Origin of the sequence: Mycobacterium cookii (genome assembly GCF_010727945.1) — a bacterium.
In the GTDB taxonomy this organism is placed as follows: domain Bacteria; phylum Actinomycetota; class Actinomycetes; order Mycobacteriales; family Mycobacteriaceae; genus Mycobacterium; species Mycobacterium cookii.
This window is the reverse complement of record NZ_AP022569.1, coordinates 2663346-2685594: the sequence shown is the minus strand read 5'-3', so window position 1 is coordinate 2685594 and position 22249 is coordinate 2663346. Positions and strand designations below refer to the sequence as shown.

22 protein-coding genes, 4 tRNA genes and 1 pseudogene are annotated in these 22249 nt (G+C 65.3%); 17 read left to right on the top strand and 10 right to left on the bottom strand.

Annotated elements, in window-relative coordinates; translation table 11 throughout:
- Window positions 1–51 precede the first annotated feature (51 nt).
- The 4 genes from pstS (at window position 52) to pstB (ending at window position 3893) form a co-directional block, all read left to right on the top strand.
- Window positions 52–1164: a phosphate ABC transporter substrate-binding protein PstS gene (gene pstS / locus G6N27_RS12630; protein WP_163776632.1), complete on the top strand. Its 1113-nt coding sequence runs from the start codon at window positions 52–54 to the stop codon at window positions 1162–1164.
- A 77-nt stretch (window positions 1165–1241) separates the two neighbouring features.
- A complete protein-coding gene (gene pstC, locus G6N27_RS12625; protein ID WP_372513037.1) occupies window positions 1242–2195 on the top strand; it encodes a phosphate ABC transporter permease subunit PstC in 954 nt (317 codons plus the stop codon).
- Window positions 2192–3124 (top strand): phosphate ABC transporter permease PstA, encoded by a 933-nt coding sequence (gene pstA / locus G6N27_RS12620; RefSeq protein ID WP_163776630.1) that lies wholly within the window; start codon window positions 2192–2194, stop codon window positions 3122–3124. Before pstC ends, pstA begins: the two co-directional genes overlap by 4 nt.
- Complete coding sequence (gene pstB / locus G6N27_RS12615; RefSeq protein ID WP_163776629.1) at window positions 3117–3893, top strand: phosphate ABC transporter ATP-binding protein PstB; 777 nt, start codon at window positions 3117–3119, stop codon at window positions 3891–3893. Before pstA ends, pstB begins: the two co-directional genes overlap by 8 nt.
- A 16-nt stretch (window positions 3894–3909) precedes the next feature.
- Here the strand turns inward: pstB and phoU are convergent, their stop codons facing one another.
- The 5 genes from phoU to G6N27_RS12590 form a co-directional block, all read right to left on the bottom strand.
- On the bottom strand, window positions 3910–4578 hold the full coding sequence (phoU, locus tag G6N27_RS12610) for a phosphate signaling complex protein PhoU (protein ID WP_163776628.1): 669 nt from the start codon (window positions 4576–4578) through the stop codon (window positions 3910–3912).
- A 106-nt stretch (window positions 4579–4684) separates the two neighbouring features.
- Window positions 4685–6754, bottom strand: a complete 2070-nt coding sequence (locus tag G6N27_RS12605) for an LCP family protein (RefSeq protein ID WP_163776627.1) — start codon at window positions 6752–6754, stop codon at window positions 4685–4687.
- Window positions 6755–6938: 184 nt separating this feature from the next.
- Window positions 6939–8024, bottom strand: coding sequence for a tRNA dihydrouridine synthase DusB (gene dusB / locus G6N27_RS12600; RefSeq protein WP_232065075.1), 1086 nt, complete (start codon window positions 8022–8024; stop codon window positions 6939–6941).
- A gap of 54 nt (window positions 8025–8078) precedes the next feature.
- The gene (locus G6N27_RS12595) at window positions 8079–9092 is read right to left on the bottom strand and encodes an acyl-ACP desaturase (protein ID WP_232064558.1); all 1014 of its coding nucleotides are present in this window, start codon (window positions 9090–9092) and stop codon (window positions 8079–8081) included.
- 115 nt (window positions 9093–9207) lie between these two features.
- The gene (locus G6N27_RS12590) at window positions 9208–9822 is read right to left on the bottom strand and encodes a TetR/AcrR family transcriptional regulator (RefSeq protein ID WP_276045003.1); all 615 of its coding nucleotides are present in this window, start codon (window positions 9820–9822) and stop codon (window positions 9208–9210) included.
- Between the two features lie 38 nt (window positions 9823–9860).
- Here G6N27_RS12590 and G6N27_RS12585 point away from each other — a divergent pair, with 38 nt between their 5' ends.
- Window positions 9861–10847, top strand: a complete 987-nt coding sequence (locus G6N27_RS12585; protein ID WP_163776624.1) for an oxygenase MpaB family protein — start codon at window positions 9861–9863, stop codon at window positions 10845–10847.
- Here the strand turns inward: G6N27_RS12585 and G6N27_RS12580 are convergent.
- The 3 genes from G6N27_RS12580 to G6N27_RS12570 are packed head-to-tail and all read right to left on the bottom strand — an operon-like array spanning window position 10829 to window position 11908.
- The gene (locus tag G6N27_RS12580; protein WP_197746540.1) at window positions 10829–11305 is read right to left on the bottom strand and encodes a nucleoside deaminase; all 477 of its coding nucleotides are present in this window, start codon (window positions 11303–11305) and stop codon (window positions 10829–10831) included. The two genes, G6N27_RS12585 and G6N27_RS12580, sit on opposite strands and share 19 nt — an antisense overlap.
- Window positions 11302–11499, bottom strand: a complete 198-nt coding sequence (locus G6N27_RS12575) for a CbtA family protein (protein ID WP_163776622.1) — start codon at window positions 11497–11499, stop codon at window positions 11302–11304. The genes G6N27_RS12580 and G6N27_RS12575 overlap by 4 nt, the downstream gene beginning before the upstream one ends.
- Window positions 11500–11539: 40 nt before the next feature.
- Complete coding sequence (locus tag G6N27_RS12570) at window positions 11540–11908, bottom strand: ArsR/SmtB family transcription factor (RefSeq protein WP_163776621.1); 369 nt, start codon at window positions 11906–11908, stop codon at window positions 11540–11542.
- Window positions 11909–11985: 77 nt separating this feature from the next.
- Here G6N27_RS12570 and G6N27_RS12565 point away from each other — a divergent pair, with 77 nt between their 5' ends.
- A complete protein-coding gene (locus tag G6N27_RS12565; RefSeq protein ID WP_179963284.1) occupies window positions 11986–12885 on the top strand; it encodes a class I SAM-dependent methyltransferase in 900 nt (299 codons plus the stop codon).
- On the opposite strand, the pseudogene G6N27_RS12560 reads toward G6N27_RS12565, so the two are convergent.
- Window positions 12886–13305: pseudogene (locus tag G6N27_RS12560) on the bottom strand (nitroreductase family deazaflavin-dependent oxidoreductase). It lies immediately after the preceding gene.
- 71 nt (window positions 13306–13376) lie between these two features.
- On the opposite strand from G6N27_RS12560, the gene G6N27_RS12555 reads away from it, so the two are divergent.
- The 8 genes from G6N27_RS12555 to G6N27_RS12520 all read left to right on the top strand — a co-directional run bounded on the left by G6N27_RS12555 (window position 13377) and on the right by G6N27_RS12520 (window position 21735).
- Window positions 13377–13946 (top strand): TetR/AcrR family transcriptional regulator, encoded by a 570-nt coding sequence (locus G6N27_RS12555; RefSeq protein WP_163776619.1) that lies wholly within the window; start codon window positions 13377–13379, stop codon window positions 13944–13946.
- 195 nt (window positions 13947–14141) lie between these two features.
- Window positions 14142–15788 (top strand): fatty acyl-AMP ligase, encoded by a 1647-nt coding sequence (locus tag G6N27_RS12550; RefSeq protein WP_163776618.1) that lies wholly within the window; start codon window positions 14142–14144, stop codon window positions 15786–15788.
- Window positions 15785–16702, top strand: coding sequence for an acyl-CoA desaturase (locus tag G6N27_RS12545; protein ID WP_163776617.1), 918 nt, complete (start codon window positions 15785–15787; stop codon window positions 16700–16702). Before G6N27_RS12550 ends, G6N27_RS12545 begins: the two co-directional genes overlap by 4 nt.
- Before the next feature lie 23 nt (window positions 16703–16725).
- A complete protein-coding gene (locus G6N27_RS12540; RefSeq protein WP_232064555.1) occupies window positions 16726–17718 on the top strand; it encodes an acyl-CoA desaturase in 993 nt (330 codons plus the stop codon).
- 2 nt (window positions 17719–17720) lie between these two features.
- Window positions 17721–18008: an acyl carrier protein gene (locus tag G6N27_RS12535; protein ID WP_163781728.1), complete on the top strand. Its 288-nt coding sequence runs from the start codon at window positions 17721–17723 to the stop codon at window positions 18006–18008.
- Between the two features lie 21 nt (window positions 18009–18029).
- The gene (locus G6N27_RS12530) at window positions 18030–19133 is read left to right on the top strand and encodes a fatty acid desaturase (protein ID WP_163776616.1); all 1104 of its coding nucleotides are present in this window, start codon (window positions 18030–18032) and stop codon (window positions 19131–19133) included.
- Between the two features lie 11 nt (window positions 19134–19144).
- On the top strand, window positions 19145–19990 hold the full coding sequence (locus G6N27_RS12525; RefSeq protein ID WP_163776615.1) for an alpha/beta fold hydrolase: 846 nt from the start codon (window positions 19145–19147) through the stop codon (window positions 19988–19990).
- Complete coding sequence (locus G6N27_RS12520) at window positions 19987–21735, top strand: AMP-binding protein (protein WP_372513035.1); 1749 nt, start codon at window positions 19987–19989, stop codon at window positions 21733–21735. Before G6N27_RS12525 ends, G6N27_RS12520 begins: the two co-directional genes overlap by 4 nt.
- A 9-nt stretch (window positions 21736–21744) precedes the next feature.
- Here G6N27_RS12520 and G6N27_RS12515 read toward each other — a convergent pair.
- Window positions 21745–21817 (bottom strand) — tRNA-Lys (locus G6N27_RS12515).
- A 111-nt stretch (window positions 21818–21928) separates the two neighbouring features.
- On the opposite strand from G6N27_RS12515, the gene G6N27_RS12510 reads away from it, so the two are divergent.
- The 3 genes from G6N27_RS12510 to G6N27_RS12500 all read left to right on the top strand — a co-directional run bounded on the left by G6N27_RS12510 (window position 21929) and on the right by G6N27_RS12500 (window position 22248).
- Window positions 21929–22001 (top strand) — tRNA-Glu (locus tag G6N27_RS12510).
- Window positions 22002–22039: 38 nt separating this feature from the next.
- Window positions 22040–22113: transfer RNA gene (locus G6N27_RS12505), tRNA-Asp, on the top strand.
- A 58-nt stretch (window positions 22114–22171) separates the two neighbouring features.
- Window positions 22172–22248, top strand: a tRNA-Phe gene (locus G6N27_RS12500).
- The last annotated feature ends 1 nt before the right edge of the window (window position 22249 follow it).

Sequence of the window (22249 nt, the reverse complement as noted above, 5' to 3'; positions counted from 1 at the left end):
TACGCGCGACGCTTACGTTGCGCGGGGGAATTATCTTCGGAAGCGAGATCAGTGAGGCGCGACGGGCTCGGCGCGGCGCTAGCCAAGGCGCTCACGACGGGCGTTGTCGGATGTGTGGTCCTCGCTGGCTGCGGCAGCGACAAGAATCTGAGCGGAGTATCGCCCGCGCCGACCGGCCCGGTGGACTGCGGCGGCAAGAGCGATCTCACCGCCGAGGGATCGACCGCTCAGCAGAACGCGATCGCGTTGTTCAACAAGGAGTGGGCCGAGCTGTGCCCCGGCAAGAACATCGCCTACAACCCGACTGGATCGGGCGCCGGTCGCGAGCAATTCATCGCGCGCCATGTCGATTTCGCCGGTTCGGAGTCGCCACTGAGCCGCGAGCAGATCGAGCCGGCGACCCAGCGCTGCAACGGAAATCCTGCCTGGCATCTGCCGATGGTGTTCGGGCCGGTCGCCCTCGCCTATCACGTCGACGGGGTCACCTCGCTGGTGCTCAACAGCGATGTGCTGGCCAAGATCTTCAGCGGCGTAATCACCGACTGGAGCGATCCGGCCATCGCGGCGCTCAATGCCGGCGTTGCCCTACCCGATTCCAAGATCACACCGATCTACCGGTCGGACTCCTCGGGTACCACCGACAACTTTCAGAAGTACCTGGCGGCGGCCGCCCCGAACAGCTGGACCAAGGGCGCCGGCAGCGAGTTTCAGGGCGGGGTCGGCGAAGGTGCGCAGAAGTCGGCCGGCATCGTGCAGGCGGTGAAATCGACCCCCGGCGCCATCGGGTACGTGGAGAAGGGCTTCGCCGACCAGAGCGGTTTGCCCTATGCGCGTATCGACAGCGGCAGAGGCGGGGTCGCGCTGACAGACGACGCCGCGCGCAAGGCGATCGACGGCGCAACGTTCGCCGGCGACGGGGATGACCTGAAATTGGATCTGAAATCGATCTACAGCACCACGGTGGCGGGCGCCTATCCGCTGGTGCTGGCTACCTACGAGATCGTCTGCTCCGACGGGTATGACGCTTCCACGAGCGCCGCGGTCAAGTCGTTCTTCACCATCGCCGCCGACAACGGTCAGGGCGGCCTGTCCGCCGCCGGATACGTGCCGTTGCCCGACAAATTCAAGCAGCGCCTGCTCGCCGCGATCAGGGCGATCCAGTGACGACCCCGGACCCGAACACCGCAGGTTCCGGCGAAGTCATCGCCGCGCCCTTCCGTCAGCCGAGGGTGACCCCGACGCTGCCGTGGGGGACGACCGCACCCCATCGCGGCGAGCGACTGTATCGCAGGGTGTCCGCCGGATCCGGTGTACTGATCGTCGTCCTGGTCAGCGCGATCGGCCTCTTTCTGCTGTGGCGCGCGATACCGGCGCTGGCCCGTGACAAGGAGAACTTCTTCACCTACGGCGGGAACTGGGTCACCACCAACACCTCGGCGATGCACTTCGGCATCTTCGACCTCGTTCAGGTCACCGTGTGCGTCGCGCTGTTCGCCCTTGTCCTCGCTATGCCAATTGCGTTGGGGATCGCCATCTTTCTCACGCAATACTCGCCACGCCGGATGGCCGGACCGCTGGCGTACATGGTCGATCTGCTCGCCGCGGTCCCGTCGATCATCTACGGCGTCTGGGGCCTCTACGTATTGGCGCCCCAGCTGCGGCCGGTCGCAACCTGGCTCAACGAGCACCTGGGCGGGGTGTTTCTGTTTGCGACCGGCAACGCGTCGGTGGCCGGGGGCGGCACCGTCTTCACCGCGGGGATTGTGCTGGCGGTGATGATCCTGCCGATCATCACAGCAGTGACCCGCGAGGTGTTCATCCAGACACCGCAGAACCAGGTCGAGGCCGCGCTGGCGCTCGGGGCGACTCGCTGGGAAGTGGTCAAGACCACGGTGCTGCCGTTCGGACGCTCCGGCTACATCAGCGGCGCGATGCTCGGCCTGGGTCGAGCCCTCGGTGAGACCGTCGCGTTGCTGATCATTCTGCGCGGCACCCAAGCGGCGTTCGGCTGGTCGCTGTTCGACGGCGGCTACACCTTCGCGACCAAGATCGCCGCCACCGCTTCGGAATTCAACAACCAGTACAAGGCGGGCGCCTACATAGCCGCCGGGCTGGTGCTGTTCCTGTTGACCTTTGTGGTCAACGCGCTGGCGCGCGCCGGCACGCGCGGGCGAGCCGGAGGCGACGCTCGATGACGTCGATCCTGGACCGCCCGCTCAAGGCCCGCAGATTCACCGGTGTCAGCCTGCGCCGCCGAGCCGCCAACGTCGTCGCCACGGTGCTGGTGACGTCGTCGGTCGCGCTGGCGCTGGTGCCGTTGATCTGGGTGCTGTATTCGGTTGTGACCAAAGGATTCCGGACGGTCAAGTCCACGGTGTGGTGGTCGCATTCACAAGCCGACATGACGGCGTTCCTCGCCGGTGGCGGCGCGTATCACGCCATCGTCGGCACGGTGTTGCAAGGCTTGGTGTGCGCGGCCATCTCCATACCGATCGGTCTGTTCGTCGCGATCTATCTGGTCGAATACGGCGGCGACAGCACGCTGGCCAAGCTGACCACGTTCACCGTCGACATCCTCACCGGCGTGCCTTCGATCGTCGCCGCGCTGTTCATCTACGCGCTGTTCATCGCCACGCTCGGCTTCCCGCGGTCTGGTTTCGCGGTGTCGCTGTCGCTGGTGTTGCTGATGCTGCCGGTGATTGTGCGCGCCACCGAGGAGATGTTGCGGATCGTCCCGCTGGATCTGCGCGAAGCGAGTTACGCGCTGGGTGTGCCGAAGTGGAAGACCATCACCAAGATCGTGCTTCCCGCCGGCCTGTCCGGCATCATCACCGGAGTCTTCTTGGCGTTGGCCCGGGTGATGGGTGAGACCGCCCCGCTGCTGCTCCTGGTGGGCTATTCGCAAGTGATGAACTTCGACATGTCCAGTGGCTTCATGGGTTCGCTGCCGGGGATGATGTACGACCAGACCGCGGCAGGCGCGGGCTCCAATCCCATTCCCACCGATCGGCTCTGGGGCGCTGCCCTTACGCTGATCGTGCTGATCGCCGTCATCAATCTTGGAGCCAGAGTGGGCTCCAGAGTCTTCGCACCCGAAAAGCTAGGCAGGAGCTCTCATGGCTAAGCGGTTGGACCTCAAAGACGTCAACATCTACTACGGCTCGTTCCTTGCGGTCGCCGACGTGTCGCTGTCGGTGCTGCCGCGCAGTGTGACGGCGTTCATCGGCCCGTCGGGCTGCGGGAAGACCACGGTGCTGCGCACGCTCAACCGGATGCACGAGGTGACTCCCGGCGCGCGCATGCAGGGCTCCGTGCTGCTCGATGACGACAACATCTACGGCAACGGTGTCGACCCGGTCGGCGTGCGTCGCGCGATCGGAATGGTGTTCCAGCGACCAAACCCGTTCCCTACCATGTCGATTCGCGACAATGTCGTCGCCGGACTGAAACTGCAAGGTATGCGCAACCGCAAACTGCTCGACGACACCGCCGAACAGGCGTTGCGCGGCGCCAATCTGTGGGACGAGGTCAAGGATCGGCTGGACCGTCCGGGCGGCGGGCTGTCCGGCGGTCAGCAGCAGCGGTTGTGTATCGCGCGGGCTATCGCCGTGCAACCGGATGTGTTGCTGATGGATGAGCCGTGTTCGGCGCTGGACCCGATTTCGACGACGGCGATCGAGGATCTCATCGCGGATCTGAAGCAGGATTACACCATCGTCATCGTCACGCACAACATGCAGCAAGCGGCGCGAGTCAGCGACCACACCGCGTTTTTCAACCTCGAAGCCGTCGGCAAGCCGGGCCGACTGATCGAGATCGACGACACCGAGAAGATCTTCTCCAACCCGACCGAGAAGGCCACCGAGGACTACATCTCCGGCCGGTTCGGCTAGATCGCCGCCAAAGGGGTCAGCCGGAGTTGGCGACGGGTTCTTCGTCGGGTAAGTGGCCGGTCGCCTGGAAGATGACGCGGCGCGCCACCTCGACGGCGTGGTCGGCGAACCGCTCGTAGAAGCGGCCGAGCAAGGTCACGTCGACGGCCGCGGCCACGCCGTGCTTCCACTCACGGTCCATCAACACGGTGAACAGGTGGCGGTGCAGGTCGTCCATCGCGTCGTCTTCTTCGCGGATGCGGGCCGCCTTCTCGGGGTCACGAGTCGACAAGACCTCTTGCGCACTGTTACCCAATTCGACCGCGACCCTGCCCATTTCGGCGAAGTAGCCGTTGACTTCCTCGGGGAGTGCGTGCTGCGGATGGCGACGGCGGGCAATCTTGGCGACGTGCAGCGCCAGCGCGCCCATCCGGTCGATGTCGGCGACCATCTGGATGGCGCTGACGATGGACCGCAGGTCGCCGGCGACAGGTGCCTGCAGCGCGAGCAAGACGAAGGCACTCTCCTCAGCCTTGGAACTGAGTTCGGCGATCTGCTCGTGGTCGGAGATGACCTGCTCGGCGAGCACCAGATCGGCCTGCAGCAAAGCCTGTGTTGCGTGTTCCATCGCGGCTCCGGCCAGCCCGCACATAGCGCCGAGCTGCTCCGAAAGCTCAGCGAGCTGTTCGTGGTAAGCGGTGCGCATGCGGTCAAGACTACGTTCTCGATCTCCGGGCGGGCATGAACCCGCACGAAGTTGGGGATGAACTCGCGGTGAATGCCGGTTCGCCCGACGAACGTCGACGGAGGTGTTATTCGCAGGTGGTGTCGGCGGCGTTGGTCACCGTCAAGTCATCGGGAAGCCTGGTCGGTTGGGTGCTGCTGTTGGCGTTGCGGTCGATCTGCACGCTCACCGACGAGCCCACCGGCGGGGTAGCACCGACCGAGGAGAAGTCCGAGCCGAGCACCACCTGCACGACGTGCCCGGTCCCGGTGATCTGCTCGACCTTCGCATTCGCGAACTCTGCGGCAACCGTCGCGGCGGCCTGCTCGTTACCCGGCGAGAACAGCACGGTGGTGGTCTTGAGCGCGGTCGGATAGTCGTCGGGCGCCTTGACTTTGAACCCCTGGCGCTTGAGCTGACTGCTGGCCGTGCCGGCCAGGCCCGACTTGGCGGTGGAATTGGACACCTGCACGGTGACGTCGCGCGGCGAGGCCGTCAAGGCCTCGAGCCGCTCGGGATGCGGGTCGGGAGCCTTGCTGGTCTGGCTCTGGTTCGCCTTGCTGGTCATCGTCTTGGTGGGTGGGCTCGTCGTCGCATTGAGGTCGTTTTCGCCGGGCAGCGGCTCGTCGTTGATGATCGCGTTGAACAGCGCGCGCATGTCCGCGGTCCGCGGTGGCTCGTCGCCGTTCTCATCGGTGACACCGGTCGGCACCGTCACGAACGAGACGTGGCCCGCGGTCATGCCCTGCACCGACTGGCCCAGCTGGACGAGGTCCCTGGTCTTGACGTTGTCGACGTAGCTGTCGCTGATGAACAGGTTGACGACGTTGTTGAGCTTGTTCACCGAGAAGAACGTGTCCTTGGAAATCAGCGAGCGCAGCAGCGAGGACAAGAACAGCTGCTGACGCTTGATGCGTCCGTAGTCGCCGTTGTTCTCGGTGGTGACGTTGCGGGCCCGCACGTAGTTCAGCGCGGTCTTCGAGTCGATCAGCTGGCGTCCGGAATGCGCGAGCACGGTGCCCAGCTCATAGTCTTTGAGCGGAGTGGAGCTACACACCTCGACGCCGCCCAGCGCGTCGACCATCTTGGCGAAGCCGGCGAAGTCGACGGCGATGAACCGGTTGATGCTCAGGCCGGACAGCTTCTGGATCTCCTTCACCAGACACTTCGGCCCGCCGAACGAGAACGTCGAATTCAGCTTCGTCTCGGTGTAGACGTATCGGGACCCCCACTTCTTGGTGTCCGCGTCATACAGCGGACCGTATTCCCCGGTGTCGGGATTCCATGCCTCGCACTGGATCGGGGTGATCGCCAGGTCGCGCGGAAACGACACTGTTACAACACGTTTCCGGTTCGCCGGGACATTGACCAGCATGATGGTGTCAGACCGGGCTCCGCCGGCGTCCGCGGTGTCGCCGGCGCCCATGGACGCGTTGGCCCCGGCGCGCGAGTCCATCCCGACGATCAGGAAGTCCTCATCGCCGAACTGTGCGTTCGGGTCGACGATGTCGCGCGACTGCGGGTCCAAGGCGCTGATGTTGTTCAGCCGGTGGTTCTTCGAGGTGCTCCATTGCCAGGCTCCGCCGGTCATCGCCAGTGCCGCCGCGGCGATCGTGGCAGCCGCCAACCGGCCGGCGATCATCAGCGCACCGCGGTGGCGTTTCCGCTTCGGCGCCGGGTGTTCGTCATCGTCTTCGTCCAGCTCGTCGAGGTCGGCCGGCTCGGTGGCTGCGGGCGGGGGCGGGTCGACAAGTCGCGCCGGCCGCAGCGGGGCCGGCGTTGTGGGCAACACCGCGGTCCGCTCGACAGCGGCAGCCGCGAGCAAATGATCGGGCTCGGGAGCGGCGTGGTGATGACGCGGCCGATCGGCGACCGGGACGCCCATCTTGGCGATCAGGTCGGCGACGGTCAGCCCACCCTCGGCGTGGGATCCGCCGGCGTCATTGCCGTCCTCGTCTTCGGTGGCGTGCTCGACGGGCGGGCGCGACGCAGCTGCGGGCGATGGCCGTCGATGGGCGACGGCGACCGACCGCGGCGCCGATCCGAACCGTTCCCACGGCGCGGCGCCTCGCGATCCTTGCGGCGTTCCGGTAATCCCTAACTCGTTGCCGTCGTGGTCGCGAGTGGGTCTACCGGCGCCTTGGTCGCCGTCACTCATGTCTTACCCGGCCTCCGAATCTGGTGGGTGCCCCACGCGTGCGTGCACGCACATCCGCGCGGCGCTGCCGGCATGGCAGCGTGGCGCAGCGGTGGCAACGGGCTCGGCCCCCAGTGCGTGTTGCAACAAGTTCCACATCGTACTGAGAGAGCCCCTCGAACGCGATCTCGGGAGGGTCTCGCTTTCAGCCGCCCGAGTGCATCACGTCGGCCCCGACCGGGACCGTGCAGTCGTCGCGGTCGGTCAACCAACCGTCCGGCAAGGCGACCCGGGACGGTGAGCCCTGACGTCCACGAGGCCCGCCGGCGGCCGCCGGAAACGGCGCCGTCGGGTCGAGCCGGCCCAGCAGCGAATCGAGTTCATCGCACGTCTTGACCAGCGCCAATGCTCGTCGCAGCTCCGATCCGGCCGGAAAACCATGCAGATACCAGCCGATGTGCTTTCGGATGTCGCGCATGCCCTTGTCTTCGCCGAAATGGGCAGTCAACAGCTCGCCGTGCCGACGGATGATGTCGGCGACCTCGCCCAGATTGGGTGGCGTCGGCGACGGGTTGTCGGTGAACGCCGCCGACAGCTCGGCGAACAACCACGGCCGGCCCAGACAGCCCCGGCCGATTACGACGCCGTCGCAGCCGGTCATGGCCATCATGGTCAGCGCGTCGCTGGCTTCGAAGATGTCGCCGTTGCCCAGCACCGGGATCGTCTGGACATGCCGCTTGAGGGCCGCGATCTGCTCCCAGTCCGCGGTTCCCGAATAACGCTGCGCAGCGGTGCGGGCATGCAAGGCGACGGCCGCGGCACCTTCTGATTCCGCGATCTTGCCGGCGTCGAGGTGAGTGTGATGCTCGTCGTCGATGCCGACCCGGAACTTGACGGTCACCGGGATGTCGGTGCCTTCGGTACCGCGCACCGCCGCGGCGACGATCTGGCCGAACAGCTGCCGCTTGAACGGCAGCGCCGCCCCGCCCCCGCGCCGGGTGACCTTGGGAACCGGGCAGCCGAAATTCATGTCGACATGGTCGGCGAGCCCGTCGTCGGCGATCATTTTCACCGCTTTATAGGTGGTCGCCGGGTCGACGGTGTAGAGCTGCAGCGATCGCGGCGACTCGTCGGCGGCGAACGTGGTCATATGCATGGTGACCGGATGCCGCTCGACGAGAGCGCGCGCCGTCACCATCTCGCACACGTAGAGCCCGCTGACCGTGCCGACGCGCGCCTGCTCGAGTTCACGGCACAGGGTGCGGAACGCGACGTTCGTCACCCCGGCCATCGGCGCCAACACCACCGGGCTGGCCAGCGGGAAAGGACCGATACGCAAGGCCGGTTACCTCCGGCTCAGGGACAGCGTGCCTTCGGTGCGATGCAGCTCCATGGCGGTGATCTTCTTGCCGGTGCGGGCTTCGCGCTCGAGCTGGCGATGCTTGGAGATCTCGAACTTGTCGCACGACGCTTCGAGCTCTTTGATCAGCACGGCGAGGTCGTCGCGCTCGCGCGCGGCCTGTCCGGAGAAATCTTCGCGTTCGAAGATGCGCCACTTCTTCAGCACCGGCATCACGACCTCGTCGAGGTGGATGCGCGGGTCGTACACGCCGCCGACGGCGATCATCACGGCCTTACGGCGGAACTCCGGCACCGAGAATCCGGGCATCTTGAAGTTGCGCAGCACCCGGTGCAACGCATGCATCGCCCGGTTCGGCGCGATCTCCAAGCCCGCTTCGCTGACGTCGCGGTAGAAGATCATGTGCAGGTTCTCGTCCTGCGAGATCTTGGCCAGCAGCTGGTCGGCGATCGGCTCGTTGCAGGCCTTCCCGGTGTTGCGGTGTGAGACGCGGGTGGCCAACTCCTGGAACGTCACGTAGACGACGGAGTCGAAGAGGTTCTCGGCGAGCAGATCACCCTGCTGGTTCTGGCCCGGGCTGAAGCCGCGGTTCACCACCTCGAGGCGCAACTTCTCCAGCTCGATCGGGTCGACGGCGCGGGTCACCACGAGGTAGTCGCGCAACGCGATGCCGTGCCGGTTCTCCTCGGCGGTCCAACGGTTCACCCATTCGCCCCAGGCGCCGTCCATGCCGAAGCTCATCGCGATCTCGCGGTGATACGACGGCAGGTTGTCTTCGGTCATCAGGTTCTGCACCATCGCGACCTGCGCGACATCGGTCAGCTTGGTCTGGCCCGGCTCCCAGTCCTGGCCGCCGAGGGCGTAGAAGTTCTTGCCGTCCGACCACGGGATGTAGTCGTGCGGGTTCCAGGCCTTGTGCACGCTCAAGTGCCGGTTCATGTACTTCTCGACGACCGGCTCGAGTTCACGCAACAGGTCCAGGTCTTGTGGATCCGGCACGACGCCCCTCCCAGTTATCTGTGTCTGTCGGTTTCATCAATATATCTGTGTCCGTCGGTGACATTCAAGTTCCGTGCAGGCGAGTCACCGGGCGGCGGCGCACCACCGGTGCCCGCTAGTGTGTCTCGACCCTGCTGAGCAGCATGTCTACGCAGTAGTCGATGAACTGCTCGCGGGTGGCCGCCAGCCGCCCGTCCAGGTAGGCGGTGAACAAAGCGGTGAGGCCGCCGATCAGGCTGGTGGCGATCATCTTCTGCCGCACCGGGTCGCCGATCTGGGTCAGCTTGCCTTGGAGCAGGTCGATGAAATTCGGCATCCACTCCGCACCCGACTGCACCAGTACCGGTTCCACCGCCGGGGCCAGCAGCAGCACCCGGCCGCGCACGGGGTCGTCGACCATCAGCGCGACGAACCGCTCGACAGCTTCGCGCGGCGTCGTCGCCGACATCAGCGCCGACATCGCCCGGGTGCAGACGTCGTCGTAGACGGCGCGGACGAACTCGTCGCGATCGGCGAAGCTTTCGTAGAAGTAGCGTTCGGTCAGCCCGGCCTCCCGGCACACCGCCCGCACGGTCACCGCCGGGCCGCTCTCCCCGCCGAGCAGTTGCACGCCGGCGCCGACGAGTTCGTCGCGCCGCATGGCCTGGCGATCTTCCAGCGGAACACCCGACCAGCGACGCGCGCGTTGACCGGACGGCACGGCACTCCTAGACTCTTGTTGACAACGCATGTAGTCAGTTTGACCGAATCGAACAGGAAACTTAATCAGTGACTCAAGATACGTCCGAGGTGCGCCCGGTCGGGACGGGTTGCCCGGTTTCGCCGCTGGGATACGAAGCCCCGCCACAGCCGCTCGGACCCGACTCGCTGACCTGGCGATACTTCGGCGACTGGCGCGGCATGCTGCAGGGCCCGTGGGCCGGTTCGATGCAGAACATGCACCCTCAACTGGGCGCGGCCGTCGAAGACCACTCGACGTTCTTCCGCGAGCGCTGGCCGCGACTGCTGCGGTCGCTGTATCCGATCGGTGGCGTCGTCTTCGACGGCGATCGCGCGCCGACCACCGGGGCCGAGGTGCGCGACTACCACATCGACATCAAGGGCACCGACGATCTGGGCCGCCGCTACCACGCGCTGAACCCCGACGTCTTCTACTGGGCACACTCCACCTTCTTCGTCGGCACCCTGCACGTGGCCGAGCGGTTCTGCGGTGGCCTCTCCGAAGATCAGAAGCGGCAACTGTTCGACGAGCACATCGAGTGGTACCGGATGTATGGCATGAGCATGCGCCCGGTGCCCAAGACGTGGGAGGACTTCCAGGTCTACTGGGATCACATGTGTAACGAGGTGCTGGAGAACAACTTCGCCGCGCGCGAGGTGCTCAACCTGGCAGAGTTACCGAAACCGCCTTTCGCGGAATGGATTCCGGACCCGGTGTGGGCGCTACAGCGCAAACTGCTGCACCCGTTCTTCGTCTGGGTGACTATCGGGCTCTACGACCCGCCGGTGCGGGAACTGATGGGCTACACCTGGTCGCGGCGCGACGAGTGGTTCCACCGCCGGTTCGGCGACCTTGTGCGACTGGTCTTTTCGGTCGTGCCCTCGCGCTACCGCAAGCATCCGCGGGCCCGGGCCGGCTTCGACCGTGCTAACGGCCGGATCCCGATGGACACCCCGCTGGTGCAGACGCCGGCGCGCAACCTGCCACCGCTCGACGAGCGGGATAATCCAAAGCACTACTGCCCCAACGTCTGACGTTCCTTCCACAACCGGTAGACCTCGACTGCCGCATCACGCGGATCGTAGCGCATCGGCAGCCGCCGCTGCTGCCAGTCTTTGCCGAACTCGTCGTAGAACGTCGACAGCTCGAAATACTTCCGGTCGTCGGCGTAATACGGCGCATACTGCTCGCGCGATGTCAGGAAGACGACCTCGTCGGGCGAGCAGTAATACAGCGAGCCCAGGCACATCGGGCAGGGGTGGGCCAGCACGTAGATGGTGGTGCCGGTCAGATGCTCGGTGCCGAGTTTCACGCACGCTGCGCGGATGGCCAGGATTTCGGCGTGAGCCGTCGGATCATGGCTCTGCGCAACCTCATTGGCGCTTTCGGCCAGGATCTCGCCGTCTTTGACGATCACCGTGGCGAAGGGCCTGCCGCCTTCGGCCACATTCTGCCGGGCGAGATCGATGGTCCGCTGCGCGAAGTCCATCAGTGGACGTGCTCGTGCGCCTCCTCGAGCCCGGTTTGGTGCACATGGGAATGGGTGTGCTCGGTCCCGTCATCGTGGGTGTGGGTGTGCACGTGCTCGATGTGCTGATGGTCGTGGCTGTCATGCGGGTGCGCGTGCTCGACGCCGGCGTGCGCGTGCTCGTGCGAGTGCGCGCCTTCGTGGGTGTGCTCAGTCATTGTCGATACTCTCCTTTGTTGCGAAAACTCTTGTCTGTCTTCACTTCTTGACGACCCGTAGCCCGTCATCGCCGCGATGATGGCGCGGGACTCCTGGGCCGGCGTGCTCGGCGTTGTGGACGGCGTCGACGACAAGCTGCCGAACGTGGTTGTTCTCCAGGCTGTAGAAGATCGTCGTGCCCTCCCGGCGGGTCTGTACCAGTCGTGCCATCCGCAACTTGGCCAGATGCTGAGACACCGACGGCGCCGGTTTGCCGACGTGCTCGGCGAGGTCGTTCACCGACATCTCGCGGTCGGCCAGGGACCACAGCACCTGCACACGGGTGGCGTCGGCCAGCATGCGAAATACCTCAACGACCAGGCTGACCTGATCGTCGGGCAACCGGACGTTCTCATTACCTGCATGCATACGCAGATATTAAGGCATGCGCGACGGAATGCCAATAACTAGGTGATCTATATTGTTTCGAGACGATGGGAGCCGCGATGTCGATACGCAGCGAAAGCGACAGCTGGGATCTGGCGACGAGCGTGGGCGCCACGGCGACGATGGTGGCGGCCAACCGGGCTTTGGCATCCGAGGCCGGCCTGATCGACGACCCGTTCGCCGCGCCATTGGTCCGCGCGGTCGGCATCGACGTCTACACGCGACTGGTCAACGGCGAGATCCCCGTCACGGACAGCGCCGAGTTCGACCCGGCCCGGATGGGCCGGAGCATGGCGGTCCGCACGCGGTTCTACGACCGGTTCTTCGTCGACGCGACCCGCCATGGCATCCGGCAGGCGGTCGTCCTCGCCGCCGGTTTGGATGCGCGGGCATACCGGTTGCCGTGGCCGCAGGGCACCGTGCTCTACGAAGTCGACCTGCCGGACGTCATCGAATTCAAGACGTCGACGCTGGCTGCCATCGGCGCTGCGCCGACGGTCGAGCGCCGGACGGTCGCCGTGGATCTGCGCGACGATTGGCCGGCCGCGTTGCGGGCCGCCGGTTTCGACCCGCAGGCGCCGTCGGCGTGGAGTGCCGAAGGGCTCGTCGTCTACCTGCCGCCCGAGGCGCAAGACGCCCTGTTCGGCAACATCACCGACCTCAGCGCTCCGAAGAGTCAGGTGGCCTCCGAGTTCGTGCCCGACACAACGATTTTCAACGACCCGCGCTGGCGCAGCCATCACGACCGGATGAGCGAACTGGGTTTCGAGATCGACTTCAACGACCTCGTCTACCACTACGAGCGCAGCCACATCATCGAGGACCTGACCAATCGGGGCTGGCAGGTGTCGCATCGCACCGTCGCCGAGATGCATGCCGCCAACGGTTTCGTCTATTCCGACGACGAAGTCGCGCAGGCCTTCAGCGACATCACCTATCTCAATGCGGTTCGCAGCTGATCAGTCGGTGAAGTCGATTCGCACCGACACCGGCGTGGTCTCCAGCGCCTTGACGACCTTGGACCCCACTCGCCCGAACTTGCGGCCGCGCGCGACGACATCGTCATCGGGCCGGAATGTCGCCACCCCGGCGCGCCATCGAGCACCTTGTCGGACACGGACGTTGGGGTTGTCGGCGATATTCCTGCCCCACCCGGACCGGGTGCCGTGCTGAGAGATGACCCATGCCCCGCGGTCGTCGAACTGCGCTGAAACCGGAACCCGGCGTGCCTGACCGGTCTTGCGGCCGACGGTTTCCAGTTCGGTGGCCAGCGCGGTCCGCAGCCCGAGTCAGCTCAACGCTTGGACGGCCGGGTTGAGCACTCGTCCGACAGCTCGTTCTCTGCGGAACTTGCGCAGCGTCTTGTTGTCATTCGTCACGGCTGTCTCCGATTGTGAAGGGTTCGACGTGTTGCCCTCACGGTAGTAGACCAATCGGTATAGTTCAACCCATGTCCGCACGAGATGCGCTGATCGCCAGCATCACCGGGCTGGTGCAACGTCGAGGTGTCGCCGGCGCCGGCCTCGGTGCCCTCCTGGAGGACAGCGGCGTCGCGAGGCGAACCGTCTACCTGAACTTCCCCGGCGGCAAAGCGGAACTCGTCACCGAAGCCACCCGCATCGCCGGCCAGTCGTTGAGCGCCGTCATCCGGTCGGCCGATGACAGCGCCGACCCGGTTCAGGCGGTCCGGACTTTCATCGACCAGTGGAAGGTGCATCTCCGCGCAACCGACATGGAAGCAGGCTGTCCGATCGTCGCCGCGATCCTCGGCCGCTCGGAAGCGCCGGAAGCCACGCGGGCCGCAGCCGAGGCCATCGACGAGTGGCGTGCCATCCTCGCCGATCGACTTGTCAGTTCCGGCGCCGACCCGGATACCGCCCGTTCGCTGGCGACGATGGCGATCGCAGCGATCGAGGGCGCGGTGGTGATCGCACTCGCCAGCGGATCGACGGATGCCCTCGATGACGTCGGACGTCATCTGGTCGAGGTCATCCGGCTGCACCTGCCGGCCGAAAGCTGACGGCGCCGGCTGCGAAAAGTGGCTGAGCGACCCGACCTTGCGGCCAACTACCAATTTCCTGGCAACATACTGTGCACGGATCGCGGCTGCTGGTTATGCTGATCCCGGCGTAGCTAGGCCGGTTCGGCGCGTGCCCGGTCGCCAAGCTTTCGCAGAGGGGCTCTTTGCTGAAATAGCCACTGAGGGAACAAAATTGTGTTAAAGCACCCTCGCACCATTGTCGACATGGTGTCCGCCAGGTCTTCGTCGCACGACCCCGCGTACATCTTTCTCTTAGACGGCACGGCGGCGTCCGAATCACGGTGGACCTACGCCGACACCGCGGAACGCGCGGCGGCAGTCGCGGCATGGCTGTCGTCTCGGGGCGTAGGCCGCGGATCACGCGTCGTGTTGGCCGTCAATCCGAGCCTCGACTACATCGCCGCGCTGTTCGGCACCATGATGCTCGGCGCCGTCCCGGTACCCTGCTTTCCGCCGTCTCGTCCCAAGGAACTGGACCGCTTCCACGCGATTGTCTTGGACTGCATCCCGCACGCGATCGTCATCGACGCGATGTACGACGCCCAAATCGAAGCGCTGCAGCGCAGGCTGGCGTGCGCTGGCATCGATCCGCTGATTTTTTACATCGACGAACTGGACACCCGCGTCGAGGCGGTGACCCCCGCGCCGTGCTCACCCGATGACCTCGCCCTGATTCAGTACACGTCCGGGTCGACGGGATCGCCGAAGGGCGTCTGCATCACCCACGACAACCTGATGAGCAACTGCGAGGTGTTGTCCCGCAGCATGGGGCCGGACCCAAACCGGGTCGGCCTCTCGTGGTTGCCGCCGTACCACGACATGGGGTTGATGGGCACGATCATCCTGTCGCTGCACCACGGCTGGCCGCTGGTGCTGATGTCGCCGTTGCACTTCGTCCAAGACCCCCGCCGCTGGTTGGAGGCCATCACCGACTACCGCGTGTCGATCACCGTCGGCCCGAACTTCTCGCTCGACGCCTCCGCCGAGGCACTGGACGACGATCTCGAAAACCTCGATCTCTCAACCGTCAAGGAGTTCTACTGCGGAGCCGAACCCATCAGCGCGCACACCCTGGCCCGCTTCGAACAGCGTGCGGTACCACTCGGATTCGACGTCACCGCGCTGATTCCCTGCTACGGGATGGCAGAGGCGACGCTGTTCGTCGCCGGAAAACGAAAAGGGCGCCGCTACAACACTGTCGATGGCCCCGACGGTGTCGTCGTCAGCTGCGGTGAAGTCGATTCCGAGCACGTCGTGCGGATTGTCGACCCTGAATCGGACCGTCTGGTCCAACCCGGTGAGATCGGTGAGATCTGGGTCCGTGGCCGCAGCGTCGCCACCGGCTATTTAAACCGAGATGCACTGACGGACGCAGTATTTCACGCGCGGATCGATGGAGAGGACGCCGATTATCTGCGCACCGGCGACCTCGGTTTCATCCGCGACGACGAACTGTTCGTCACCGGACGTATCAAGGACCTGATCATCGTCAGCGGGCGCAACATCTACCCGCACGACGTCGAGGCCAGTGTGGTGCGCGCCGACCCGTCGCTGCGGCGTGCGGTGGCGTTCTCGGTGCCGGGCGACGGAACCGAACGTCTGATCGTCGTCGCCGAGGCGCCCACGTCGCAGATCTCGATCGACTGCCGCACCAAGCTCGCAGACGCCGTGCGCTCCAGCGTGACGTCGGAATTCGGTGTCGGACCCGACGTCCACATCTGGCCGAGGAAAACCATTCCCACCACCACCAGCGGAAAGGTCCGGCGGCACGAGGCCAAACGGCTCTTCCTGGCAGACGCGATACAAGGGGTGCTGGCATGAGCGCCGAATTCGCCACCACCCCTTCGGTTCACGACCGCGATGTGCTGGCTTCACGACTGGCATATCTGACCGTCGGACTACCAGTCGCGGGAACTGTGGGCGCGGTCGTCTACGCGTTCTACTTCGGGGTGACAGCATGCGACGTGGCGTTGTTCGTTGGCATGTATCTGATCACCGCGCTCGGTGTCGAGGCAGGACTGCACCGTTACTTCACCCACCGGTCCTTCGAGGCGTCCGAACCGGTCCGGGTTTTCCTCGCGATCGCAGGGTCGATGGCCGCGCAGGGGCCGGTTGTGTTCTGGGTTGCCAACCATCGGTTGCATCACGCTTTCGCCGACACCGACCGTGACCCGCATTCGCCCAGGCCGCGGGGCACCGGGTGGCGGGGACGTGCCAAAGGCCTGTGGCACGGTCACGTCGGGTGGCTGTTCGACGTCAAGAAGATCGACTGGAGCCGGCATACCCGGGACTGGCTCGCTGACCGCAGGGTGATGAAGATCAACGCCTGGTATTTCACCCTGGTGGCGCTGGGGATCGTGATCCCCGGTGCCGTCGGCGGGCTGGTCACCCAATCGGTGCACGGCGTGGTCGGCGGGATTCTCTGGGGCGGCTTCGTGCGGATCTTCGCCCTGGATCAGGCCACGTGGGCGGTGAACTCGCTGGGCCACACGATCGGCACCCGTACGTTCCCGGTACGGGACCAAAGCCGCAATATCGCCGCGCTGGCCCCGCCCACGTTGGGCGGGTCGTGGCACAACAACCACCACGCCCGACCCGCACTGGCCCAGACCCGGCGGCAGTGGTGGCAGCTCGATCTGGCCGGCGATTTCATCCGACTCCTCGACCGACTCGGTCTCGTGCACCAGGTGCGGTACGTCAACTCGCAGTCCGACCTTGCAGATGGGGCGCCATGACAGCCGAAATGCACGATGCCGCAATGTCATCGCCCACACCGTCGTCCGGTCAGGGAGAATCGCTTGCCAAGGCGATCCTGCAACTGAACCCGACCAGCGCACGGGCCAAGCGGGTGGTCGCGCTGGTCACCATCGGCATCCCGGCGCTCGGGTTCGGCTTCGGGGTCTACCTGGTTGCCGCGGGGCGGGCCACCGTGGTCGACTATGTTCTGTTCGGCGTGTTCTACGCGATACAAATGTTCGGGATCACCATCGGATTCCACCGCTACGTCGCCCACAAATCCTTCAAGACGTCGCGGTTCTTCGAGGGTGTGCTGATGATCGCGGGCTCGATGGCCCTGGAGGGACCGCTGCTGTTCTGGGTCAGTACGCACCGCCGTCATCACCGCTATGCCGACGAGCAGGGCGATCCCCACTCGCCGAACCTGAGCGGCGGCACTATCGGCGGCAAGCTGAAAGGTCTTTGGTACGCCCATATTCCGTGGATGTTCAGTGACCAGGAATCCAGAGCGACGGTGTTCGCCCCCGACGTGCTGCGCGATCGCCGACTGTACAGCTACAACCGGAGCTACCCCATCTGGGGACTGGCCGGGCTGCTGGTACCCGCCGCCATCGGCTGGACCGTCGGTGGCACCGTCGCTGCGGCGTTGTCCGGCTTCATTTTTGGTGGACTGGCGCGGGTGTTCGTGGCCAATCAGGCGGCGTGGTGCGTCGGCTCGGTCAGCCACATGATCGGGTCGCGACCGTTTGCCAACCGCGACGACAGCGCCAACAACTGGCCGGTGGCCTTCTTTACTTTCGGCGAGGGACTGCAGAACAACCACCACGCTTTTCCCGGCGCCTATCGACACGGAATGCGCTGGTGGGAACCGGATCTCAGTGGCTGGGTGATCGCGGTGCTGGCGAAATCGCACATCGTCTGGGACCTGCACATGCCCAGCCGCGCGGCGATCGACCACCGACTACGCCGCAACCGCGCCACCGCGGCTGCCGTGTCCGCCCAAGGGGAAGGGTGACGATGTTCAGGAGAAGCAAGACACCGGCGATCGATGGACCGCTGACCCACGAGTCGTTGCGTTCCTGGCTGGTGGCCGATCTGGCACGACGGGTGAAATGCCCGGAGTCGGACGTGGACACCGCAAAACCCTTCGAAGCCTACGGACTCGACTCACGAACGGCGGTCCAGGTATCGGGCGCGTTGGAGAAGGTCGTCGAGCGACGACTCTCGCCGGCAATCCTGTTCGACCACGGCACGATCGACGACCTCGCCGCGCACCTTACCCGCGAGCTCCATCTTCCGGACTGAGCATTTCTGAAGGAGCCAGCCATGACGCAGACGCAATCTCGACCTGACCTTCCGACCAACCCCGACCCGGGGTTCGTCGAGTTCATCAGGAAGAGCAGGGCGCTCGAAGGGCAGAAGTTGACTGCGGTCATCCCACGGGAATACATGCAGCCGTCGATAATTCGCGGTCTCGCCAGCCTGGCGATGAGCCTGACGCTGTACGCCGGCTCGCTGGTCGGCATCGCCTGCGTCGACCGGTGGTACCTGATCGTTCCGTTGATCGGGGTCGCAGGGCTGGGCGGATGGGGACTGCACTGCATCGGACACGATTGTGGACACGGCTCCTTTTCCCGCAACCGCCGATTGAACTTCGCGATCGGCCAATTCGCGCTGCTACCACTGATGTACCCGTTCCACGCCTGGCGGCACGAGCACAACAACCATCATTCCCACACGAACAACCTGGAGTTGGACGAAGACTGGCGCCCGATCTCCAGAGAGGTCTACCGCCGGATGCCGCTGGGTCACCGCTTCGTCTACTTCAGCACACGCACCTGGGCACTCGGTACCGGTTCCATCCACTACTGGCTCAAGTCCAGCTTCAAGCCGTCGCGCTTTCCCAAACGGCGAATGCGACGCGAGGCTCGCCGGTCGATCGGGATCGTAGCGGTCGTGGGTGGTGGATATCTCTGCGCGCTCACCTATTTCACCGGCGTGCAGGGTCTGCTGCTGTACTTCGTGGCACCGTGGTTCGCGACCCATCTCTGGTTCTCGATGACGACGATGATGCATCACAGCGCCGAGGACATTCCGTATCTGCCGAACCAATATTGGACCCGAAATGCAAGCCGGCTGCTGGTGACCACCGACTACCTCTACCCGCGGTGGTTGTTGTTCTGCACGCATTACATCTCGCTGCACACCGCCCACCACGTCGCTCCGTCGGTGCCTCACTACCACCTGCCGAAGGCTCAGGCCGCGCTCATCCAGCGGTACCCGGACATGGTTCGCGTCGAGAAGGCCAGCATCGGCCGACTCTGGAACATTATCCGCAAATGCCTGTTCTACGACCCGGTTTCGGGTCTCTACGGCACACACCCCATGCCGAGGGCGTCGGCTCCGACAACCACCGCCGGCGCAGCGTGAGGGGGCGCGGGATGCTCGCCGCGGCAACCGCACGTGGCTACCGTGTCGTGCCGCGATTGGCCGGCCGCGTTCACGCGTCGACGTTCGTCGACACCCGGGGCCTCGGCCGGGCGCCGAGCGATATGTGTCCCTTGGGTGCTCGCCGGATCGAGATGACCGATGTGTACCGAGTCGCCGCCGCCTACCAGTGGGGCGACCGTGAGCCCGGTGTGCTCGCCACCCATGGCTGGGGCACAGACAGCACCACGATGTCGGCTGTCGTGGATGTCGCTGTAGCGCATGGTGAATCGGCAATCTGCTTTGACGCTCCGGGACATGGCGTATCGCCAGGCTGGCAGTCCACCATAGGTGAGTATGCCGATGCCATCGCCGCTGTGCTACAGCGCTTTCCGAGCATCCACACGGTGGTCGCGCATTCCCTCTCGGCGATCGCGGCCGTCGACGCAGTTGCGAAGACGAGCCCCGCGGTGCGGGCGCTACTGCTGCTGGCACCTGTGTGCTCACTACGCACCGTCATAGAGAGTTGGGTGGCACAGCAGCGGCTCCCGAGTGGTGTGACGGAATTGATTGCAAACGAGTTGAATCGGCGCGACGGTATCCCGGTACCGGACTGGGACATCAGGGCTATGGAGCTGGCTCCCGCCGTGCAAGTCTGTATTCTGCACGACCCGCAAGACAATTCGGTTCCGGTCAGCCACGCCCACCAGATAGTCGCCGCGGTGGGGGCTGAGCTGATCGAGACGCCCGGCCTCGGGCACCAAGGGATTCTCGGCAGCGCGCAGATGCGCACCGCGTTGACCTCACTCCTGGCGCGCCAGGACCTTTGCCAGCCGCCACCTCGAAAGGCAGCCCGATGACGATGCCAGGCCCCGCAACCGGTTCCGTACCGGCCGTGCTTCGCGAACGCGCGATCCTGCAGCCGAACGAACCTGCGTTCACCTTCGTCGACTACGACGCCGACCCGGATGGTGTTGCGGAAACTCTTACGTGGTCGCAGCTGTATCAACGGACCTGCTGCGTGGCCACAGAGCTGCGTCGGATCGGCGCGCCGGGCGACCGGGCCGCGATCGTCGCGCCGCAGAGCCTCGACTACATCGTCGGTCTGCTGGGCGCTTTCGAGGCGGGGCTTATCGCTGTGCCTTTGTCGGTGCCGCACGTCAAGCTCCACGACGAACGGGTCAACCGGATCCTGGCCGACTCGGCCCCGACCGTCTTACTGACCACCTCAGCCGTTGCCGGCGGAGTCGCCGAGTATGTGCGCGAACAAGAAGTGCCGTGCAACGCCAAGTTCCTCGAAGTCGATGCGTTGGATGCCAGTGGCACAAAGGGATTCGCCGGACGCAGCCCGCAGGACGGCACGGCGTTGCTGCAGTACACCTCAGGATCGACGCGCTGGCCGGCCGGCGTGATGGTGTCCCATCACAACCTGGTGGCGAACTTCGAACAGGCGATGACCGGCTACTACGGCGACACCGACGGTATCGCGCCGCCGGATGCCACCGTGGTCTCGTGGCTGCCGTTCTACCACGACATGGGTCTCTTCATTGGGGTCTGCGCACCGATCCTGGCCGACATGCACAGCGTGCTGACGAGTCCGATGGCGTTCCTGATCCGGCCCGCACTGTGGATGCAGTTGATGGCCTCCCAGCCACAAACCTTCACGCCCGCACCGAATTTCGCCCTCGAGCTGGCGGTGCGCAAAACAAGCGACGACGACATGGCAGGCCTGGATCTAGGCGGGGTGACCCACGTCGTGTGCGGCGCCGAGCGCGTCCATGTCGCGACGGTGGACCGATTTACCGAGCGGTTCGCCCGATTCAACCTGCGGCCCGAAGCGATTCGCCCGTCGTACGGGCTGGCTGAAGCCACCGTGTACGTGGCGGCGCGTGCGCCGGGGAAGCCGCCGCACGTCGTCCACTTCGAATCCGACAAGCTCTCGGCCGGCCACGCCGAACCGCTCTGCGACTCGACCGGTACCGCGTTGGTGAGCTACGGCGTTCCACTGTCGCCGACCGTCCGCATCGTCGATCCGGACTCCAGAACCGAGCAACCAGCCGGCGCGGTCGGGGAGATCTGGCTGCGCGGCGACAACGTTGCGCGGGGCTACTGGGGACGACCCGACGCGACGGCCGAGACGTTCGCCGGGCACCTCGTCGAACCGTCGGACGGCACACCCGCGGGGCCCTGGCTGCGCACCGGCGATCTCGGTGTCATCAGCGACGGCGAGCTGTTCATCGTGGGCCGGATCAAGGACCTGCTGATCATCAACGGGCGGAATCACTATCCGGACGACCTCGAGGCGACGGTCCAGGAGATCACCGGAGGCCGCGTCGCCGCGATCTCGGTTCCGGGTGCCGTCAATGAGCAGGTGGCCCTGGTTGTCGAGTACAAGGTGCGCGGCAGCTCGGACGACGAGATCGCAAGCCGGGTCGACGGGGTGAAGAGCGACGTCAACGGGGCGGTGGCGATCAGTCACGGCATCCGCGCCGTCGATCTCGTGCTGGTTGCGCCCGGCTCGATCCCGATCACCACCAGCGGCAAGATCCGACGCCAAGCTTGCGCCCAGCTGTACTGCGAGGACCGGCTGACGCGAGTCGGCTAGCCGTTTCGGTGCCCCCACCAGGGCTCGAACCTGGGACCTGCGGATTAAAAGTCCGTAGCTCTACCAACTGAGCTATAGGGGCGCGAGGCACAAGGATACTGTGTGCCCGTTTGAGGATTCGGTACCCGGTGACCTAAGCTGACGTGGCTCCAACGAACCACGTTGCGAGTACCCCCGAAGAGATTCGGTTCTGGCCCCCATCGTCTAGTGGCCTAGGACGCCGCCCTTTCACGGCGGTAGCACGGGTTCGAATCCCGTTGGGGGTACGTGCGACGCGCTAGCGCGGAGCAGGTGGTAACAGCAAGGCCCTGTGGCGCAGTTGGTTAGCGCGCCGCCCTGTCACGGCGGAGGTCGCGGGTTCGAGTCCCGTCAGGGTCGCAAGATATGTGGTGAGGCACTCCGGTTGGACCCCAATCCGGTTAACACAGTGCCTTCCGGCCAGGTAGCTCAGTTGGTACGAGCGTCCGCCTGAAAAGCGGAAGGTCGCCGGTTCGATCCCGGCCCTGGCCACCAG

What these genes read in the sequence shown, in the direction of transcription:
- G6N27_RS12570 (WP_163776621.1), bottom strand. Translation starts at nt 11,908, where the DNA reads ATGCATGCAGGTAATGAGAACGTCCGGTTGCCCGACGATCAGGTCAGC.
- G6N27_RS12575 (WP_163776622.1), bottom strand. Translation starts at nt 11,499, where the DNA reads ATGACTGAGCACACCCACGAAGGCGCGCACTCGCACGAGCACGCGCAC.
- G6N27_RS12520 (WP_372513035.1), top strand. Translation starts at nt 19,987, where the DNA reads ATGACGATGCCAGGCCCCGCAACCGGTTCCGTACCGGCCGTGCTTCGC.
- G6N27_RS12605 (WP_163776627.1), bottom strand. Translation starts at nt 6,754, where the DNA reads ATGAGTGACGGCGACCAAGGCGCCGGTAGACCCACTCGCGACCACGAC.
- G6N27_RS12565 (WP_179963284.1), top strand. Translation starts at nt 11,986, where the DNA reads ATGTCGATACGCAGCGAAAGCGACAGCTGGGATCTGGCGACGAGCGTG.
- pstA (WP_163776630.1), top strand. Translation starts at nt 2,192, where the DNA reads ATGACGTCGATCCTGGACCGCCCGCTCAAGGCCCGCAGATTCACCGGT.
- dusB (WP_232065075.1), bottom strand. Translation starts at nt 8,024, where the DNA reads ATGGCCGGGGTGACGAACGTCGCGTTCCGCACCCTGTGCCGTGAACTC.
- pstB (WP_163776629.1), top strand. Translation starts at nt 3,117, where the DNA reads ATGGCTAAGCGGTTGGACCTCAAAGACGTCAACATCTACTACGGCTCG.
- G6N27_RS12590 (WP_276045003.1), bottom strand. Translation starts at nt 9,822, where the DNA reads ATGCGTTGTCAACAAGAGTCTAGGAGTGCCGTGCCGTCCGGTCAACGC.
- G6N27_RS12555 (WP_163776619.1), top strand. Translation starts at nt 13,377, where the DNA reads ATGTCCGCACGAGATGCGCTGATCGCCAGCATCACCGGGCTGGTGCAA.
- G6N27_RS12545 (WP_163776617.1), top strand. Translation starts at nt 15,785, where the DNA reads ATGAGCGCCGAATTCGCCACCACCCCTTCGGTTCACGACCGCGATGTG.
- G6N27_RS12535 (WP_163781728.1), top strand. Translation starts at nt 17,721, where the DNA reads ATGTTCAGGAGAAGCAAGACACCGGCGATCGATGGACCGCTGACCCAC.
- G6N27_RS12530 (WP_163776616.1), top strand. Translation starts at nt 18,030, where the DNA reads ATGACGCAGACGCAATCTCGACCTGACCTTCCGACCAACCCCGACCCG.
- G6N27_RS12540 (WP_232064555.1), top strand. Translation starts at nt 16,726, where the DNA reads ATGTCATCGCCCACACCGTCGTCCGGTCAGGGAGAATCGCTTGCCAAG.
- phoU (WP_163776628.1), bottom strand. Translation starts at nt 4,578, where the DNA reads ATGCGCACCGCTTACCACGAACAGCTCGCTGAGCTTTCGGAGCAGCTC.
- G6N27_RS12525 (WP_163776615.1), top strand. Translation starts at nt 19,145, where the DNA reads ATGCTCGCCGCGGCAACCGCACGTGGCTACCGTGTCGTGCCGCGATTG.